Source organism: Clostridium sp. FP2 (assembly GCF_011065955.2).
Taxonomy (GTDB): Bacteria; Bacillota; Clostridia; order Clostridiales; family Clostridiaceae; genus Clostridium_AD; species Clostridium_AD tagluense.
On record NZ_JAAMNI020000001.1, the window covers coordinates 1,254,881 to 1,272,646 of the forward strand.

Consider the following 17,766-nt stretch of genomic DNA (forward strand, 5'->3'; position numbering starts at 1 on the left):
TTTTAATACATAATTCTTTCTGTATTAAATGGATACACCTTGTTTTTATGAAATGTTAATAAAAGATTTATTGCTAATACATGGGGAGTACCTTACTATTAGTTAAATATATCTGATTTTTGATGTTTTCTACATCTAATGTAGCATTTTTTAATTTAAATGTGGATTCAATAGGAATATCTATATTTATTTTTGATATTATGATGGGAACTGGTGATATGAAGTTTTCATTATGATTAGTATTTATATTTTCAGTAATTTCATAAATATAATTGTCAGGAGTATTAGTATCAATATCAGTATTAGTATTATCATTATCATTATCATTATTATTATTATTATTATTATTATTATTATTATTATTATTATTATTGGTATTAATTTTAATTTTATCTTTTATACATTTTGTATCATCTTCTATATTTTTTTCTTGCATAGGAAATATACGGTCTAAATCCATTATACCTTTTGCATCCCTTTTGACACTTGAATTATTTAGGTCTATATTGTTTTTAAGCTTAATATTTGGTGAGTTTTTTTTAGAAAATTTATTAATATTTTCACTATAATATGATTGCTGCAGAATATTGATAATAATAATTAGTTTTAATATATTTAATTTATCACAGTTATTGTATTGTATCATAGAAAAATACTCCTTTCTTATAGAAATTAGGCACCTGAAATTCTTCCTTTTATTAAGGCATAAATACCTACTTTATAATATGTGGAAAATAAAAAAAGAGTTACTTTTAAAATAGATATATTTTAAACTCCAAAAATAAAAGATAAAAGCATAGAACAGTTGAAATAATATAGGTAAATGAAGTAATATATAAACAAGTAGGATATAATAGTCTTGTAGTAAAGTACAGAAAATAAACTTTATTAAAACAGTGGAGTTGGTAATTATGTCGCAGCAAAATATTTTTGATGAAAAAGTTAATATTAAAGAGAAAGTAGAAATTGACATTAGGAAGCCCAATAAGTACAACGTAATCATTCATAATGATGATTATACAAGCATGGAGTTTGTTGTGCAGGTTTTAGTTGGAGTTTTTAAAAAACAGGTTGTGGAAGCCACAAAAATTATGTTTGATGTCCATAAAAAGGGTAGAGGCATTGCGGGAATATATAGCTATGATGTAGGTGTAACAAAAATCATCCAAGCTATGGAGATGTGTGAAGAAAGTGGGTTTCCATTAAAATTAACCCTAGAAGAGGAGTAATTATGCAATTAGATAATATAGTAAATGAGATTATTACTGCAGCTTATAATGAAGCGCAAATGTCCAATCATGAATATTTCACACCAGAACATATTCTTTATGCCTCTTTATTTTTTGAAGAGGGAATTGATATAGTAGAGAATAGTGGTGGTAACGTTAAGAGACTAAAAAAACAGATAATTAAATTTTTAAAGGAAAATATAGATGTTGTAGAAGACTCGGAGCCAATACAAACCATTGGAATCCAGACAATTTTATCAACAGCTGAAGATCACGTTATGCTTTCTGGAAAAGAGCTGGTTAAGATTGGTGATGTGATTGTAGCCATGTATGATGACGAGGAAAGCTTTGCTTCATATTTTTTGAGAAAACAGCAAATGAAAAGAAGGGATCTTCTCAATTACATAGCTCATGGTATTTCTGTAGTAGATACTTTTGATTTTGCAGGGATAACAAATCATGAGCAAGAAGAAGCAGTTGAATTTGAGGAAGGCGAAGAAGATTTAGAACACACATACGACGAAGAAATAAATCCCAGTGGGAAAGAAAATTTTTTAAGTGATTTTACTGTGGAGTTAACGCAGAAAGCGAGCAGAGGGGAAATGGATCCTCTTATTGGGAGGCAAGATATTCTGCAAAGAACGCTACAAGTATTATGTAGGAGACTTAAAAACAACCCAGTGCATGTAGGAGAACCGGGGGTAGGTAAAACTGCTATCACGGAGGGGCTTGCGCAATTAATTGTAGAAAACAAAGTCCCTAAGATATTACAAGGAAGTAAGATATATTATTTGGACATGGGATCTCTCCTTGCAGGCACAAAGTATAGGGGCGATTTTGAAGAACGTATAAAAAGAGTATTAAGGGAAATTAGTAAAGAAGAAAAGCCTATAGTGTACATTGATGAGATCCATACCATAGTTGGAGCTGGTGCAGTTTCTGGAGGCGCTATGGATGCTTCTAATATTTTAAAACCATTTCTTGCAGATGGTAAGGTAAGATTCATTGGATCAACTACTTATGATGAATATAAAAAGCATTTTGAAAAAGATAGTGCACTAGCTAGAAGATTCCAAAAGATTGAAGTGCCGGAGCCATCTACCGAAGATACGTTTAATATTCTTATGGGACTTAAAGATAGATACGAAGCTTACCATAAGGTTACGTACAAGGAAGAAGCTTTAAAAACCGCAGCAGAACTATCTAGCAAGTATATTAATGATAGATATCTTCCAGATAAAGCTATAGATATTATGGATGAAGCCGGTGCTTATGCTAGGCTTAATTCTGAGGATAGTGAAGAAAATATTATTATAACCGTAAGTGCAGTGGAAAAAATAGTAGCTTCTATTGCAAAAATTCCAGAGCAAAGTGTATCAAATAATGAAACTTTAACACTAAAAAATCTAGACCAAAGTTTAAAGAAGCAAGTTTTTGGGCAAAGCGTCGCTATAGACACTCTAGTAAGAGCTATAAAGAGATCTAGGGCAGGATTTAATGATGAAGAAAAACCAATAGCATCTCTTCTTTTTGTGGGTCCTACAGGAGTAGGAAAAACAGAAGTAAGTAAGCAATTATCAAAGAGCCTCGCTATTCCACTTATTAGATTTGATATGAGTGAATACCAAGAGAAGCATACTGTGGCTAGACTTATTGGCGCACCGCCGGGATATGTAGGTTATGAAGAGGGTGGACTATTAATCGAAGCCATTAAAAAAACCCCTCATTGTGTGCTACTGCTTGATGAAATTGAAAAAGCTCACCCAGATGTATATAATGTGTTACTTCAGGTTATGGACTATGCAACTTTGACTGATAACACTGGCAAAAAAGCAGATTTCAGAAATGTTATTTTAATAATGACATCTAATGCAGGAGCCAGAGAAGCTAGTAAAAATATAATTGGATTTGGAGATAGAATAGAATCAGGAGAAGTAGTCACTAAAGAAGTAGAACGAGTATTTTCTCCAGAATTTAGAAATAGATTGGATGATATAATTGTATTTAATAAAATTGACGAAGCTATGGCTCTTCAAATAGCTAAGAAAGCTATGAAACAGTTCCAGGAAAAGCTTTTAACTAAAAATATAAAATTAGTGGTAACAGATAATTTATATGCTTGGTTAAGTAAAAAAGGCTATTCAGAGGCGTATGGTGCTAGAGAAATCAATAGAGTAGTTCAACAGGAGATAAAGACCTATTTTGTTGATGAAGTGCTGTTTGGTGATCTTTGCACAGGTGGTAGCGCAATAGTTGATATTGTGGATGGTAAACTTAAAATTATTAAAGAAAAGTAAAAAAAAGGTGTTGCTAATAAAAATAGCAGCATCTTTTTATTTGGTTTTTTCTGCTTTTGAAAATTTACTACTTAATATAATAATATCTACGGTTCTATTCTTGGCTTTTCCTATTTCAGTAGTGTTAGTTGCCACAGGTCTATTTTCTCCATAGGCTACTGCGGATATCCTTTTAGGATAAATTCCTGCTTTTGAAATAAGAAGTTCTGTAACATTAGTTGCCCTAATGGCAGAAAGCTGCCAGTTTGAGCTAAATTCATTATTGCTAATTGGTGTACTATCTGTGTGTCCTTCAATTCTTACATAGTTATCAACCTTATTTAGGATTTTCCCTATACTAATTAACTGCGTTATTGATTCAGCCTTAACATTTGCTTTACCAATATCAAAGAGAAGTGTACTATTGAGACTTACTTGAAGTCCTCTTTCATCAATTTTAGTGGATACGTTAGAACTTAATCCATTTTCTTTTAAGTACTTGTCCACATTTTTTTTAATATCTTTCATTTTACTTTCTTCTAATGCTTTACCTCCATCAGATGCGGTGCTTTCTACAGGGGGAGTCTCAACTACCTTAGTACTTGGATCTGTTATACTTATAGCTGAGTCATTTCCAACAATACTTTTACCACCACCTTCAAAAGCCACGTTAAGTGACTGTGATAGCTGTTTATATTTTGTAGCACTTACAGTGCTTGATGCATACATAATAACAAAAAATATCATAAGCAAAGTTATTAAGTCTGAATAAGTTAAAAGCCATCGCTCATGATTGGGTTCTTTTTCCTCTCTCTTTTTCATTATGATGCTCCCCCATTATCCATTTCATTAAACTTCTGTATTTGTTTCTTATCAAGGAACCCTTTTAATTTTTCTGCTAAGATATTAGGATTTGCACCTTCTTGCATAAGAAGAACAGCTTCTATTATTAGTGACTTCTCTTTAATCTCTTCATTATTTAAATCTTTTAATCTTGAAGAAATGGGAAGAAATAGTAAATTTGCAGACCCAACACCATATAGAGTAGCTATAAATGCAACCGCAATTTTCTCTCCTAAAACAGCTGGGTCAGAAAGGTTACTTAAAACTTGTACCAGACCCATAACCGTACCTATAACACCCATGGTAGGTGCAAGTCCACCCGCTGCTTCAAAGATACCAGCATTTTCTTTATGTCTTTCATAGGTTGATTCAAGTTCAAATTCTAAAATGGTTTTTACCATTTGAGGGTCTACGCCATCCACCACTAGTTGTAAACCTTTTTTAATAAAAGGGTCTAATGCATCAGTTATTTCGGCTTCAATGCTAAGTAACCCATCTTTTCTGGTTTTAAAGGATAAGTTTTTAAAATAACTTACAATTTCCACTAAATCCTTATCTTTTGCTGTAAATATAAGCTTAAGCATTGCTGGGATATTCTTTAATTTTTTAGGTGAAGATCCGAGGCCTACGGATCCAATTGTACCTCCAAACACAATCATAGCAGCAGTTTTAGCTACAAGCATAACAGGACTTCCACCCTCTAAAATGAATGCGGCTACCAGTGAACCAAAACTTACTATTATAAATATAACTGGGAAAATATTCATAAATTCCTCCTATTCTTGAAGTTACATAATTTTTAACTTAATGTAACAACATGTAAAATAATATAATATTATTAACAAATAAAATAATACCATAGAATAATCTTCGAAGAAACTTATTTTTTATTTAGTCTTTAAAGAAAAATATTTATTAAAATTTCATTATGACTATCTTCTTATGACTGTTTTCTTGGAATAATCTCTATCCAGTAGCCATCAGGATCCATAATAAAATATATTCCCATAGGCTTATTTTCAAAACAAATGCATCTCATTTTTTTATGGTGCAAATAGGCGCCCTCAAAATCATCGGTAACTACAGCAAGATGAAATTCATTTTCGCCTAGATTGTAGCCTTCAGTTCTATCTTTAAGGCACGTGAGTTCTAACTTATGATTAGTAGTTTCATCACCTAAAAATATAAGAGTAAAACTATCATCGGTGGCATTAAATCTCCTAGTTTCTACAAAGCCAAGTGCCTCTTTATAAAATTTAACGCTTTTTTCTAAATCCAATACATTTATATTATTATGGTCAAAAGAAAACTTCATTTAACATAACCACCTTTTCTGAAAAATTTAATATATCACATATACTATATCATCATTATATATTTGTGATAAAATAAGGGCAATAGATTTATTATTCATAAAAAATATTTTAAATATAAGGAGATGTAATTATGGAAAAAATAAAAGCGAAAATATACTATATTTATCATAGTGGTTTTGCAATTAAAACTGAAAATCATTTTTTAATATTTGATTATTATAAAGAGCCTATAGAAAATGATGATACTCATAAACCATCAGTCCTATTGTCCTCTGAAAATATTAAACAAATGAAAAATATGGTTGTGTTTGCTTCTCATAGTCATGAAGATCATTTTAACTCTAGTATTTTGGAATGGGAGAATTATAACAGTAATATAAAATATATATTTAGTAGTGACATAACAATAAATAAAAATAAACCTAGTTATAATTTTATAGAGGAAGGTGAAGAAAGAACATTTGACGACCTTTATGTAAAAGCTTATGGTTCAACAGATATTGGTATATCTTTCCTCGTAAAAGTGGACGGATTAACTATTTTTCATGCTGGAGATCTTAACTTATGGCGCTGGAAAGAGGATAGTTTAGAGGAGCAGTCCCTAGCGGAGTCTTCATTTAAAGCTCACATAGACAAATTAAGTGAAGAAAAATCAATTGATATAGCTTTTTTTCCTGTAGATCCAAGACTCCAGGAAGCTTATTATGTGGGTGGAGAATATTTTGCGAAAAAAATTCAACCTAAATTACTTATACCTATGCATTTCGGAGAGGAAGTAAATATTACTAGTAAATTTGCAGATAAAATGAGAAAACAAAACTTAAATGCAGTCCAAATAGATTATTCTGGGCAAGAAATAATATATTAAAAAAAAATTTCAATATATTTGAATAAATATATTGATTTATGTTAATCATTTAAGTAAACCAAATAAAAAAGCACTTGATGCAGTATTTTTTTTAGTCCCCCTAAATTAATATTGCATGAGGTGCTTTTTATTTGGGAATAGCTAATACTAAATTTATAAGACACTAAAAACTAGTAAGAGTAGTTTTTTTATTTACATAATTTAATAATTGTGATAACTTTATGGAGGACAAAATAGAAAGTAGAAAGTGAGATAAAGCAAATGAGAAGTGAGACTAAAGATGAAAACGTTTTAAGCTATATTTATATTATTATTGGAGCTACAATACTCGCAGCAGGGATAAATATGTTTTTGGCAAAAATAAAATTAGTAACAGGCGGAGTAGCAGGCCTTGCAATTATTATCCAATATGTTACAGAAAAGCATTATGGAAATGGAGTGCCTTTATGGCTTACTAATATTGTTGTAAATATACCATTGTTTGTCTTAGCTATAAAACTTAAGGGCAGAAAATTTGTAGGCAAATCTATGTTTGCTGCAGCCTATCTATCTTTTGCATTGTTTTATACAAGCTTTATACCATCACCAAAGGTGGATTTTTTGCTTGCAAGTGTATTTGGTGGGGTATTAGTTGGTACAGGCTTAGGATTAGTATTAAGAGCTTCTGCTAGCACTGGTGGTACTGATTTAGCTGCAAATATAATAAAGGTTTATTTGAAGAATGTGCCAATAGCTAAAATTATACTAACACTAGATTCAACTATAATACTAATAGGCGCATTTGTATTTGGAGCTGAAAAGGCTATGTATGCGCTAATATCTGTATATATAGTTGCTAAGGTTGTAGATAGTATACTTGAGGGAATAAATTTTTCAAAAGCGGTATTTATTATTTCAGATAATTCTAAGGAAATAGCAGAAATATTGATGAAAGATTTAAAGAGAGGTGTTACAGGGATAAATGGTACGGGAATGTATACAAATGGAGAAAAACAAGTGCTATTTGTAGTGGTTGGAAAACATGAAATAGTGCCTCTCCAAAAGATGGTTAAAGAAATAGACAAAAGCGCATTTATTACTATTGCGGATGTTAGAGAGGTATTAGGAGAAGGATTTACAGAATAAAAGGGTAATATGGTAAACAAAATTAGGCAACATTTTCAAAGTATATTTGGAACTCTTCCTGTGCAAACTATATTTAGAAAGGAAGTGAGTATACTATGAGTGATAGATTAAATAACAAGCCTGTTACCTTTGATCACCCTGAAAAACTTACACAAGGAGTATCTTTAGAAAAAGGTGATGTTATGGCAAAAACCTTTATTAATGAAGAAGATGGATGTGTAAAATGTAACATCATTCTTGAAAATAAGGCCACTGGAGAAGTAGCTAAGAGAGATGAAGTTATAGGTCAGATAGTTGAAGATGAAGATGATGAAGAGGAAGACGAAGAATTTTAGATAATATATTTGTTAGTAATGAATTGTAATGTAGTTGATTAAGAACAACTGTTAGATTATTAACAGTTGTTCTTAAATTTAAAATAAACAACTTTATTATATATTTTTTTTTTTGCTATTAAACAAGAAAATAATTTGAGAACTTCAGTACAAATGTATTATAATTATAAATATAGTTAAGTTATCATCGCCAATGCTATAATATTAACGACTTCAGGAGGAGATTTAGAATCTTAGTGAAGTTTTTATTTGTTATAGTAGGAAATGTCGTTAAAATACATTTGGAATAAGGAGAGGTCATTATGTTTTACATAGGAATAGATATAGGTTCAACAGCAGCTAAAGTAGCAATATTTAAGGAAGACAAGCTAGAAAAATACTTTGTAATGCCAACGGGGTGGAGTAGTATTGAAACTGCTAACACTATAAAAGAAAAACTAGAATTATTGGGAATAAATGAAGAAAATTCAAAGTCTATAGCAACGGGTTATGGAAGAGTATCTGTGCCTTATGCAGACAAAACTATAACAGAAATAACTTGTCATGGTAAGGGGGCAGCATATTTATTGTCTTCTGGCTGCACAGTAATCGACATAGGTGGACAAGATACAAAGGTTATTACTGTAGAGGATGGTATGATAACAAACTTTATTATGAATGATAAATGTTCTGCAGGAACTGGCAGGTTTCTAGAGATTATGGCTAATGCTCTAGGCATGGATATAGATTCACTTTGCGATTTAGCAGCACAAGGAAGTGGAATTACCATAAGCTCAATGTGCACTGTTTTTGCTGAGTCTGAAGTTATTAGCCTTATAGGTAGAGGAGAAAAAAAAGAGGATATAGCCTATGCTATTGTAGACTCAATAGTTAGTAAAGTTAGTTCCTTGTGTGGGAAACATTCTGAAGGGTTCAATTATTTCCTTACAGGAGGTTTATCAGGGAATGCATATATTTTAAGTAGTCTATCAGAAAAATTAGGGAAAGAAGTTAGTACAAATGAATTAGGAAGATATGCAGGTGCTATAGGGGCAGGGTTAATGGCCAGCAAGTTATAGTAGTTTAAAATACAAAATTTCAAAGGAAACACATAGTTTATGTTATATCATGAACTATGTGTTTTTTTTACGTTTTTTTAAACAAAAAGGCATAGCTATTTCACACATATTACATTGACACACATAGTAATATGCGATATCCTATTATTAGGAGGTGAGGTTATTGACTTTAAACAATGTTAGTAGCGACCTTATAAGAGGTAATATTGATACTATTATACTTTGTGTTTTATGGCAAAAGGATAATTATGGTTATGAAATTATCAAAGCTATAAAAGAAAATAGTAACGATGAATATGAGTTAAAAGAACCTACGCTCTATTCAAGCTTAAAAAGATTAGAAGGACAAAAGATGGTGGAATCTTATTGGGGGAATGAGAGTCAGGGGGGCAGAAGAAAATATTACAGGATTACTGATGAAGGCTTACGAATGTATAAAAGAAATTATGAAGCGTGGAAAGTTGCTCGTCAGGTTATTGATAAATTAATTGAAATCAGATAGGGGGAGTGTTTATGAGAGATATTAAAAAATATGTTGACGGACTATTTGTAAAGTATAAAATGACAAAAGAAACAGAAGAGCTACGCGAAGAAATTTCTAGTAATCTTGAAGCAAGAATTAAAGATAATATGGATAATGGATTAGATTATAGTCAGGCATATGATGAAGCCATAAAAAACATTGATAGTATTGATATGTTTATTGATGGTAATAAAAAAATATATATTAATGGATTCAAGAAAGAGTTGGCTCAAATAGCTGTACTATATATTTTAATTGGATGGATAATAACAATTCCGCTTAGATTAAATTTTACCATTGTAATTAGTGAAATATTTGTTGTGGCTTTAGTTGGTGTAGGATATATATATTTATCTATGTCTTATAAAAACTATGATGGATATTTAACTGAAACTTCAGTAATTAATATAAACAAAATATATAATTTGAAAAAGTATACTTGGATCATTTGGTGGATATATATTATTTCAAATACAATATATAATATTGGTATACATTTTGCGAGCAATATGTGGTTCTCACGTCCGATTCATATTGATGGACCATTTCAATTTGCAAGGCTTATAGTTTCATTTACCTTGCCTTTATTTTCAATAGTAGTGCCTTTAATTGTGAGTAGGGCACACAAATTACTAAATGAATATGAGGTGAATTAGCTATGGAAAAACGTAGAATTATAATAATCATTTTGCTTGTAATTGGTGTGTTAGGATTTACAGTTATGGATTTTATCATTAGACCAAGGCAAGAAAAACAAGAAGTTAAATATAAATTAGAGCAGAGAGATGCAATAACTCATGATTTTAAAAATGTGCTCCAATATAAAAATAAATACATGGGAAATGTAAGTAATATTTGCAATCTTAATTACGAACTTCCATTGTGTAATATTAATAGAACAAATGAACTTAATTCAGATGAACGATTAGAATATATCATAAATTATAAAGAAACAGTTTTTGGTATTGGTAAAGATAAAATAAAGACTGATCTTATTTATAATGCTGTTGCAAATTTTGCTTTGATAGATAATTTAAAAGCAATTACTTTTAACTTTATGGGCTCCTCATATAAAATAACACGAAGCCATGTTCAAAATTGGTATGGCATAGAATTAAATTCACTTACAGATGAAACAAAATGGAAAAATGAAGTACAAGGAAAATTATCAGATAAAAAGTATGTGAATGAATTCTGGAAGGTGAATTTTAAAGAAAATATAAATAAGTAGGTAGTCATGTGAAAATAAATAACAAGTCAAAGACGCGCAGACTTGTTATTTATTTAAATGTGCCTTATGTCTTTTTATATAAAGGCATAAGAAAAAAATTGACTAAAAACTCTTTGTTGTCGATTAAATAGTCTAGAAATTTTTAAACTTGAGGAGCTGACTTTAATTTTCTTTATACACTATGTCTACAGCTAAACCGGCAGCTAGTAGTAATATAATTTTATCTTGGGTATACTCACCTTCATCTAAAGAAATCATATAATTATCTGCGGATGTGAATAATTCTTTTCCTATTCCAGACCATTTTTTTGTAATAGTGCCCGCAGATTTTCCATTTTGGAAAAAATTAAAGTTCCAACCTTTCCAATCTCCTTTTAGTTCAGCTATTTCATTCCCGTTTGAATCAAAAACCCAAAAACCTCCACCTAAAGTTAATATTTTACCTTTAAAATATCCCTTATAAGTTCCAGCTCCATCATATACACTGACTTTTGAACGTAGAAATGTGAATGGTTTCTTTATTGTAAACGCAATTGAATTGGTTTCTGTATCGCAAACGTTTATTTTGTTAGGCAACATTCCCTTACCTATAATTAACCGTAAAAAATGAACAAGTGCACCAGGTTCTTCTTTGGCAAAACCAATTTGTGTATTAAGTATTGGATCAAAAATATCATATCTTCCTGAAAATTTCATAAATTGTACCTGTTCTTTAATAAAAAAACTTTTTTTATCTAGTAACATAACATCAATCCTTCCAAAATAGTTTAAGTTTAATATTTAATTTATAAGTGCTTATTATTTTACATTTAAATCAATTAGACATATCAAATTGATTTAAACATAAAGAGGGCAATAAAGAATTATTATAACATATTTATGGCAAAAATGTTAAATGCTCTCCTGGGAGAATAAGACCCTTCTAAAAATGCATTTAAATAGTTTAATGCAGCAGATGATGTTATAGCCTGTTTTGAAGATGAAGGGGTTTTAGGATTTAAAAAGGATTTTAGTACTACTATACATTTTCTAAAGTTAACCCATGGAAATTTAAAGTCTATCTAATTTATATAGAGATCATCAATATTTACTTGGTAGTGATAAATTATCAGAAATAGATAAAGAAATTTATAGAGATATGTTAAGAGGAAGTGCATATATTGCATATATTTGAGAAGGAATTAGTATTCTTATGAATTTTATGCATAACCATTATGGGAAAAGGGTAATGCTATTCATAGATGAATACAGGAAAAGAGGCAGAAAGATATAGTAAAACTTGCTATTGTGTTTAAAGGAAAAGAAATTAAGGTTACTCAAGGAAATATATGGGATAGTCGCCCAATACTAAAATAGTAAAGAAAATAATTTGACATCTATCATTAAAAATATTATAATTGTTAATAGAATATAAAAATGATTAGTATATATTCTAATTATTATAATTTTTAAATATAAAGACTGTGAAGAGAAAAGTAAATATAAAAGGTAGTCATAGCGAGTTGGTGGTGGTGAAAGACCAATACGAAGTTTATATTGAAGAACATCTCAGAGTTTCTAACCGAAATCATTAAGAGAGTAGGCTTAGACGGGTACAATCCGTTAATTGTTGTGCAGTATCGAATTTATAATTCTGTACTGATTTGAGTGGTCATATTTTATGACAAACTGGGTGGTACCGCGAAATTATAGCCTTTCGTCCCTTTATTATTAAGGGATGAAAGGCTTTTTTATTATTAAGAAAAGTATGAAATTATAAGGAGGGCAATTTTATGGAAAAATTGTTAGTAAAACAAATTTACAGAGAAAAAGAAAAATATGCAGATAAAGAAGTGTCTATCTCAGGATGGATAAGAACTTTAAGATCTTCTAAAGCCTTTGGATTTATAGAAATTAATGATGGAAGTTTCTTTAAAAACATTCAAGTAGTTTTTGAGGAAGGTTTAGATAATTTTTCTGAAATAGCTAAATTGCCTATAAGCTCTTCTTTGACTATAGAAGGAAAATTAGTTGTAACACCAGATGCTAAGCAACCTTTTGAGCTTAAAGCTACTAAAATAGTTTTAGAAGGAATGTCAGATGTCGACTATCCATTGCAAAAGAAAAGACACTCTTTTGAGTATTTAAGAACTATTGCACACCTTAGACCAAGAAGTAACGCTTTCTCAGCAGTGTTTAGAGTGCGTTCACTAACTGCTTTTGCTATACATGAGTTTTTTCAAAAGAGAAACTTTGTATATACACATACACCAATAATTACTGGTAGTGATTGCGAAGGTGCAGGCGAAATGTTTAGAATATCTACCCTTGATTTTAACGATATGCCTATGGGCGAAAACAAAAAAGCTGATTTCACGCAAGACTTTTTTGGTAAAGAAACTAGCTTAACTGTAAGTGGACAGTTAGCAGCAGAGGCTTTTGCACTAGCTTTTAGAAGTGTTTATACTTTTGGACCAACATTTAGAGCAGAAAATTCTAATACAACAAAACATGCAGCTGAGTTCTGGATGATAGAGCCTGAAATAGCATTTGCAGATTTAAATGATGATATGAAGCTTGCAGAAGATATGATGAAATATATTATAAAATATGTTATGGAAAATGCTCCTGAAGAAATGGAGTTTTTCAACAGCTTTGTAGATAAAGGCCTAATTGAAAGATTAAATAGTGTTGTAAATGCGGAATTTGGTCGTGTGACATACACTGAGGCTGTTGATATTTTACAAAAATCAGGAAAGGAATTCCAGTATCCAGTAACTTGGGGCTGCGATCTCCAAACTGAGCATGAAAGATATTTAACAGAAGAAGTGTATAATAAACCATTATTTGTAACTGACTATCCAAAAGAGATAAAATCTTTCTATATGAGAATAAATGACGACAATAAGACAGTTGCAGCCATGGACTTACTTGTACCAGGAATAGGAGAAATTATCGGTGGAAGCCAAAGAGAAGAAAGACAAGATGTTCTAGAAGCTAGAATGGAAGAATGCGGTCTTAATAGTGAAGATTATTGGTGGTATTTAGAGCTAAGAAAATACGGCGGAACTAAGCATGCTGGATTTGGACTAGGCTTTGAAAGGGCTATTATGTATATTACAGGAATGAGTAACATCAGAGACGTTATTCCATTCCCAAGAACAACTGGTAGTGCTGAATTTTAACGACATCTCAGTAGGTGTCTAAATCTCCTTCGTAAGTCGTTAATTGTAGCGACCCAGGAGATGATTTAACGAAAAGTGATTTGTATGGAAATTTTAATCTCTTAGCTGGTAGGCTGAGAGATTTTTTTTTCTTTAAGATTATTATAAAGTTTGACATAAGATTGAAATAGTATATAATTTTGTATAATATGAGAAAATATAAATGAGGAGGGATTAGCATGAAAAAAATAATTAAAGAATATATTTTAATAACTATTGGATTAGCACTAGTAGCTGTAGGATTTTATTTCTTTTTAGTTCCAAATAATTTAGCTGTAGGAGGAGTTAGTGGTCTTGCTATGATTATAAATTTGTATGTGCGAGCTCTTTCTATTGGAGCCATAATGCTTGTACTAAATTTAATCTTATTCATTATAGGCTTTATATTTATAGGATCTAGTTTTGGAGTTAAGACGATTTATTCTAGTTTGGGATTATCCGGTATGATATGGATATTAGAGAAGACATGTCCTATGAGTGGTAGTATAACAAATGATTTATTTTTAGAACTAATCTTTGGAATATTGATTGGAGCAGTAGGGCTAGGTATGGTATTTAACCAAAACGCTTCCACAGGAGGAACTGATATAATAGCAAAAATACTTTATAAGTATTTTCACTTAGACATAGGCAAGGCTTTACTTTTGTCTGATTTTTTAGTAACTATTTTAGCTGGTATAGCATTTGGACCTAAAATTGGAATGTATGCATTGCTTGGAGTTATTATCAATGGATTTACTATAGATGCAGTTATTGCAGGAATGAATATTTGTAAAAAAGTTGAAGTAGTTAGCTCAAGAGGTGAAGAAATAAAAAGATATATTATTGAAGAGTTAGGTAGAGGAGCCACTTTATATACTGCTAAAGGAGCTTATACTAATGAGGAAAAAGAAGTTATAACCACTGTTTTAGGTAAAAAAGAGTTTATAAAATTAAAGATTTATATAAAAGAAATTGATAAGAAAGCATTTATAATCACATATAACGTACATGAAATTCTAGGAGAGGGTTTTAAGGATATAAACGAATAAAAGAATACAAGCTACTGACAAAGTCAGTAGCTTGTATTTTAATTATGTGAAATATGTTCTTAATTAAGCTTCAACTGGAGCGCCTACAGGACAAACGCCAGCACAAGCTCCGCAATCGATACAAGTATCAGCATCTATAACAAATATAGAATCTCCTTGGCTTATAGCGTTAACTGGACATTCAGGCTCACAAGCTCCACAACTTACACATGCATCAGTAATTTTATATGACATAATAATCAACCTCCTTTTTTTATAATCCACGTACATAGTATCATAATTTTCCTAATAAATAAAGCATTTTTTATAAATAGAAAGTTATATAGACATTAACATAAATGCCATAAAGTATAACACTATAAGTATTAATTATATAAAACAAAAACCATAGAATTTAATCTATGGTAAATTAGAGGTGGTTAATTTGTCAGTATTAAAATTATGTATTAAGTTAACTAAATTAAATATAATTACAGCTAAAAACTATATTTAAAAAAGTTAACTTAATACAGTGCTAGTTAATAACTTTTAGCTGTATCTATATATTAAAGATGAGCTCATCTACTTAGCTGTGAGTTAATAACTATCGGTAGTATTATATGTAGAGAATTAATAAACTATTCAATGTAAATTTTAAATTTTATAATTAATCATTTATAACACTCTACATAACTTTATGATGATGCCATTGTGGCATAGCTTAATTAAATTATTTTTTCAGTAATTTAAGTGATCTACTAACAACATTTTCTGTTGTAAATCCAAATTCTTTGAATAGTGCTTCCGCTGGGGCAGAAGCTCCGAATCTATCAATAGCAATTATATCGCCATCAAGGCCCACATATCTATCCCAACCAAAGGAAGAACCTGCTTCAACTGCCAATCTAACTCTTACGTTTGAAGGCAATATAGCTTCTTTATATTCTTTTGATTGTGCTTCATATAGATCTAAACAAGGCATACTTATTACTCTAGCCTTTATACCTTGGTCATTTAATAATTTAGCTCCTTCATAAATAAATTCCACTTCAGAACCAGAAGCCATTAAAATGATATCAGGGTTTTTACCTTTTTCTTCATAGGTTTTTAATACATAGGCACCCTTTAAAGCTTCAATTGAGGTTTCGGCGTATAGTGGAAGATTCTGTCTTGTAAGTATTAATGCAGTAGGAGTTGTTTTTGAAGTCATTGCAGCATACCAACCAACAGCTGTTTCTCTAGAATCAGCGGGTCTAAACACATTAAAGTTTGGTAGAGCCCTAAGTGCTGCAAGATGTTCAATAGGTTCATGAGTTGGTCCGTCTTCACCAACGGCTATACTATCATGAGTTAGAACATAAACTATTGGAAGATTCATAAGTGAAGATAATCTCATTGCACCCTTCATATAATCACTAAATACAAAGAAAGTTGAAACAAAGGTTTTAAGACCTCCATGTACATAGATTCCATTTGCAATAGCTGCCATTGCGTGCTCTCTTACTCCAAAATGAAGATTAGAACCATTTCTATCTTCCATTGAAAAATCACCCATGTCCCTCATATATGTCTTATTAGAAGGAGCAAGGTCTGCTGAACCACCTATAAGGTTTGGTACATATTTAGCTAATGTATTTATTATTGCTCCAGAAGAGTTTCTTGTTGCGGCTTTGCCATCAAACTTCCACATTTCCTCCACCTTAAGTAAATCTACAGGAAGTTCTCCGCTTTGCCATGCTTCATATTCTTTAGCAAGTGCAGGGTTTTTTTCACTATACTGTGCATAAAGCGTTTTCCATGCTGCTTCCTTTGCTTTAAGCTCTGCTTTTACATTTTCCATATGCTTAGTTACTTCACTTGGAACTGTAAATGCTTCTTCGCTCCAGCCCATGCATTTTTTCATTTCAATTATATTATCTTCACCAAGTGGTTCGCCATGTGCTGAGGCAGTCCCTTGTTTTTTAGCACAGCCAAATCCGATAATAGTTTTAACTACAATAAAGGAAGGTTTATTTAGCTCAAGCTTTGCAGTTTCAATGGCTTTACCTATTGATTCCATATCATTGCCATTTTCTACATATAAAACCTGCCATCCATAGGCATCAAATCGCATACCTACATCTTCTCTAAAAGCAAGATTTGTACTTCCTTCGATAGTTATACTATTTGAATCATACATTACAATAAGTTTAGAAAGTCCTAAGGTACCAGCAAGAGATGCTGCTTCTCCAGAGATTCCTTCCATATTACAGCCGTCACCACATATAGCATATGTATAATGATCTACAATAGCATGCTCTTTTGTGTTGAATTTTGCTGCAAGATGACTTTCAGCTATTGCCATACCTACTGCATTAGCAATTCCTTGTCCAAGTGGGCCTGTGGTAACTTCAACACCATTTGTATGACCATACTCAGGATGACCAGGTGTTAAGCTTCCCAATTGCCTGAAATTCTTTAAATCTTCGATAGTTAGGCCATATCCAAAAAGATGGAGTAGTGAATATTCAAGCATCGATCCATGTCCTGCAGAAAGTACAAATCTATCTCTATCCTGCCATTTTGAATTGAGAGGATTATGTTTCATATGGTTTGCCCATAGTGTATATGCCATTGGTGCCGCTCCGAGAGGTAGCCCTGGGTGTCCTGAATTTGATTTTTGTATTGCTTCAGCTGATAAAACCCTTATAGTATCTACGGTTAATTGTTCAATTTTACTCAATTTAATTTCCTCCTTATTTTATACAAC

Annotated in this window: 18 protein-coding genes and 1 other annotated feature; of the genes, 11 read left to right on the forward strand and 7 right to left on the reverse strand. The window is 31.2% G+C overall.

Features of this window, described 5'->3' with window-relative positions:
* Positions 1 to 73: 73 nt before the first annotated feature.
* Complete coding sequence (locus G9F71_RS05815) at positions 74 to 646, reverse strand: hypothetical protein (RefSeq protein ID WP_164949991.1); 573 nt, start codon at positions 644 to 646, stop codon at positions 74 to 76.
* Positions 647 to 911: 265 nt separating this feature from the next.
* Between G9F71_RS05815 and G9F71_RS05820 the strand changes: the two genes are divergently transcribed.
* Both G9F71_RS05820 and clpA read left to right on the forward strand, forming a co-directional pair.
* Positions 912 to 1,229, forward strand: coding sequence for an ATP-dependent Clp protease adaptor ClpS (locus G9F71_RS05820; protein ID WP_125001954.1), 318 nt, complete (start codon positions 912 to 914; stop codon positions 1,227 to 1,229).
* 2 nt (positions 1,230 to 1,231) lie between these two features.
* Entirely contained in the window at positions 1,232 to 3,526 is a 2,295-nt protein-coding gene (clpA, locus tag G9F71_RS05825) for an ATP-dependent Clp protease ATP-binding subunit ClpA (protein WP_164949990.1), read from the forward strand.
* Positions 3,527 to 3,562: 36 nt separating this feature from the next.
* On the opposite strand, the gene G9F71_RS05830 is transcribed toward clpA, so the two are convergent.
* The 3 genes from G9F71_RS05830 to G9F71_RS05840 all read right to left on the reverse strand — a co-directional run bounded on the left by G9F71_RS05830 (position 3,563) and on the right by G9F71_RS05840 (position 5,663).
* Positions 3,563 to 4,327 (reverse strand): flagellar motor protein MotB, encoded by a 765-nt coding sequence (locus tag G9F71_RS05830; protein ID WP_164949989.1) that lies wholly within the window; start codon positions 4,325 to 4,327, stop codon positions 3,563 to 3,565.
* Positions 4,327 to 5,115 (reverse strand): flagellar motor protein, encoded by a 789-nt coding sequence (locus tag G9F71_RS05835; protein WP_164949988.1) that lies wholly within the window; start codon positions 5,113 to 5,115, stop codon positions 4,327 to 4,329. Before G9F71_RS05835 ends, G9F71_RS05830 begins: the two co-directional genes overlap by 1 nt.
* A gap of 173 nt (positions 5,116 to 5,288) precedes the next feature.
* Entirely contained in the window at positions 5,289 to 5,663 is a 375-nt protein-coding gene (locus tag G9F71_RS05840; RefSeq protein ID WP_164949987.1) for a VOC family protein, read from the reverse strand.
* 131 nt (positions 5,664 to 5,794) lie between these two features.
* Here G9F71_RS05840 and G9F71_RS05845 point away from each other — a divergent pair, with 131 nt between their 5' ends.
* From G9F71_RS05845 to G9F71_RS05875, 7 genes are all read left to right on the forward strand, one after another.
* Complete coding sequence (locus G9F71_RS05845) at positions 5,795 to 6,532, forward strand: MBL fold metallo-hydrolase (RefSeq protein ID WP_164949986.1); 738 nt, start codon at positions 5,795 to 5,797, stop codon at positions 6,530 to 6,532.
* A gap of 261 nt (positions 6,533 to 6,793) precedes the next feature.
* Positions 6,794 to 7,657: a YitT family protein gene (locus tag G9F71_RS05850; protein WP_164949985.1), complete on the forward strand. Its 864-nt coding sequence runs from the start codon at positions 6,794 to 6,796 to the stop codon at positions 7,655 to 7,657.
* Between the two features lie 95 nt (positions 7,658 to 7,752).
* Complete coding sequence (locus G9F71_RS05855) at positions 7,753 to 7,992, forward strand: hypothetical protein (RefSeq protein ID WP_164949984.1); 240 nt, start codon at positions 7,753 to 7,755, stop codon at positions 7,990 to 7,992.
* A gap of 302 nt (positions 7,993 to 8,294) precedes the next feature.
* Entirely contained in the window at positions 8,295 to 9,050 is a 756-nt protein-coding gene (locus tag G9F71_RS05860; RefSeq protein WP_164949983.1) for an acyl-CoA dehydratase activase, read from the forward strand.
* Positions 9,051 to 9,213: 163 nt separating this feature from the next.
* Positions 9,214 to 9,552: a PadR family transcriptional regulator gene (locus G9F71_RS05865; RefSeq protein WP_164945371.1), complete on the forward strand. Its 339-nt coding sequence runs from the start codon at positions 9,214 to 9,216 to the stop codon at positions 9,550 to 9,552.
* Between the two features lie 11 nt (positions 9,553 to 9,563).
* Positions 9,564 to 10,229, forward strand: coding sequence for a permease prefix domain 1-containing protein (locus G9F71_RS05870; protein WP_164945372.1), 666 nt, complete (start codon positions 9,564 to 9,566; stop codon positions 10,227 to 10,229).
* Positions 10,230 to 10,231: 2 nt separating this feature from the next.
* On the forward strand, positions 10,232 to 10,804 hold the full coding sequence (locus tag G9F71_RS05875) for a DUF4825 domain-containing protein (protein ID WP_164949982.1): 573 nt from the start codon (positions 10,232 to 10,234) through the stop codon (positions 10,802 to 10,804).
* 162 nt (positions 10,805 to 10,966) lie between these two features.
* On the opposite strand, the gene G9F71_RS05880 is transcribed toward G9F71_RS05875, so the two are convergent.
* A complete protein-coding gene (locus G9F71_RS05880) occupies positions 10,967 to 11,548 on the reverse strand; it encodes a phospholipid scramblase-related protein (RefSeq protein WP_164945374.1) in 582 nt (193 codons plus the stop codon).
* A 710-nt stretch (positions 11,549 to 12,258) separates the two neighbouring features.
* Positions 12,259 to 12,511: a binding site (T-box leader), on the forward strand.
* Positions 12,512 to 12,576: 65 nt separating this feature from the next.
* On the opposite strand from G9F71_RS05880, the gene asnS reads away from it, so the two are divergent.
* Positions 12,577 to 13,968 (forward strand): asparagine--tRNA ligase, encoded by a 1,392-nt coding sequence (asnS, locus tag G9F71_RS05885; protein WP_164949981.1) that lies wholly within the window; start codon positions 12,577 to 12,579, stop codon positions 13,966 to 13,968.
* A 218-nt stretch (positions 13,969 to 14,186) separates the two neighbouring features.
* Positions 14,187 to 15,038: a YitT family protein gene (locus tag G9F71_RS05890; RefSeq protein ID WP_164949980.1), complete on the forward strand. Its 852-nt coding sequence runs from the start codon at positions 14,187 to 14,189 to the stop codon at positions 15,036 to 15,038.
* 63 nt (positions 15,039 to 15,101) lie between these two features.
* On the opposite strand, the gene G9F71_RS05895 is transcribed toward G9F71_RS05890, so the two are convergent.
* Together G9F71_RS05895 and tkt are read right to left on the reverse strand one after the other, a co-directional pair.
* A complete protein-coding gene (locus G9F71_RS05895; protein WP_125001991.1) occupies positions 15,102 to 15,272 on the reverse strand; it encodes a 4Fe-4S binding protein in 171 nt (56 codons plus the stop codon).
* A 475-nt stretch (positions 15,273 to 15,747) separates the two neighbouring features.
* A complete protein-coding gene (tkt, locus tag G9F71_RS05900) occupies positions 15,748 to 17,739 on the reverse strand; it encodes a transketolase (protein ID WP_164949979.1) in 1,992 nt (663 codons plus the stop codon).
* Positions 17,740 to 17,766 lie beyond the last annotated feature (27 nt).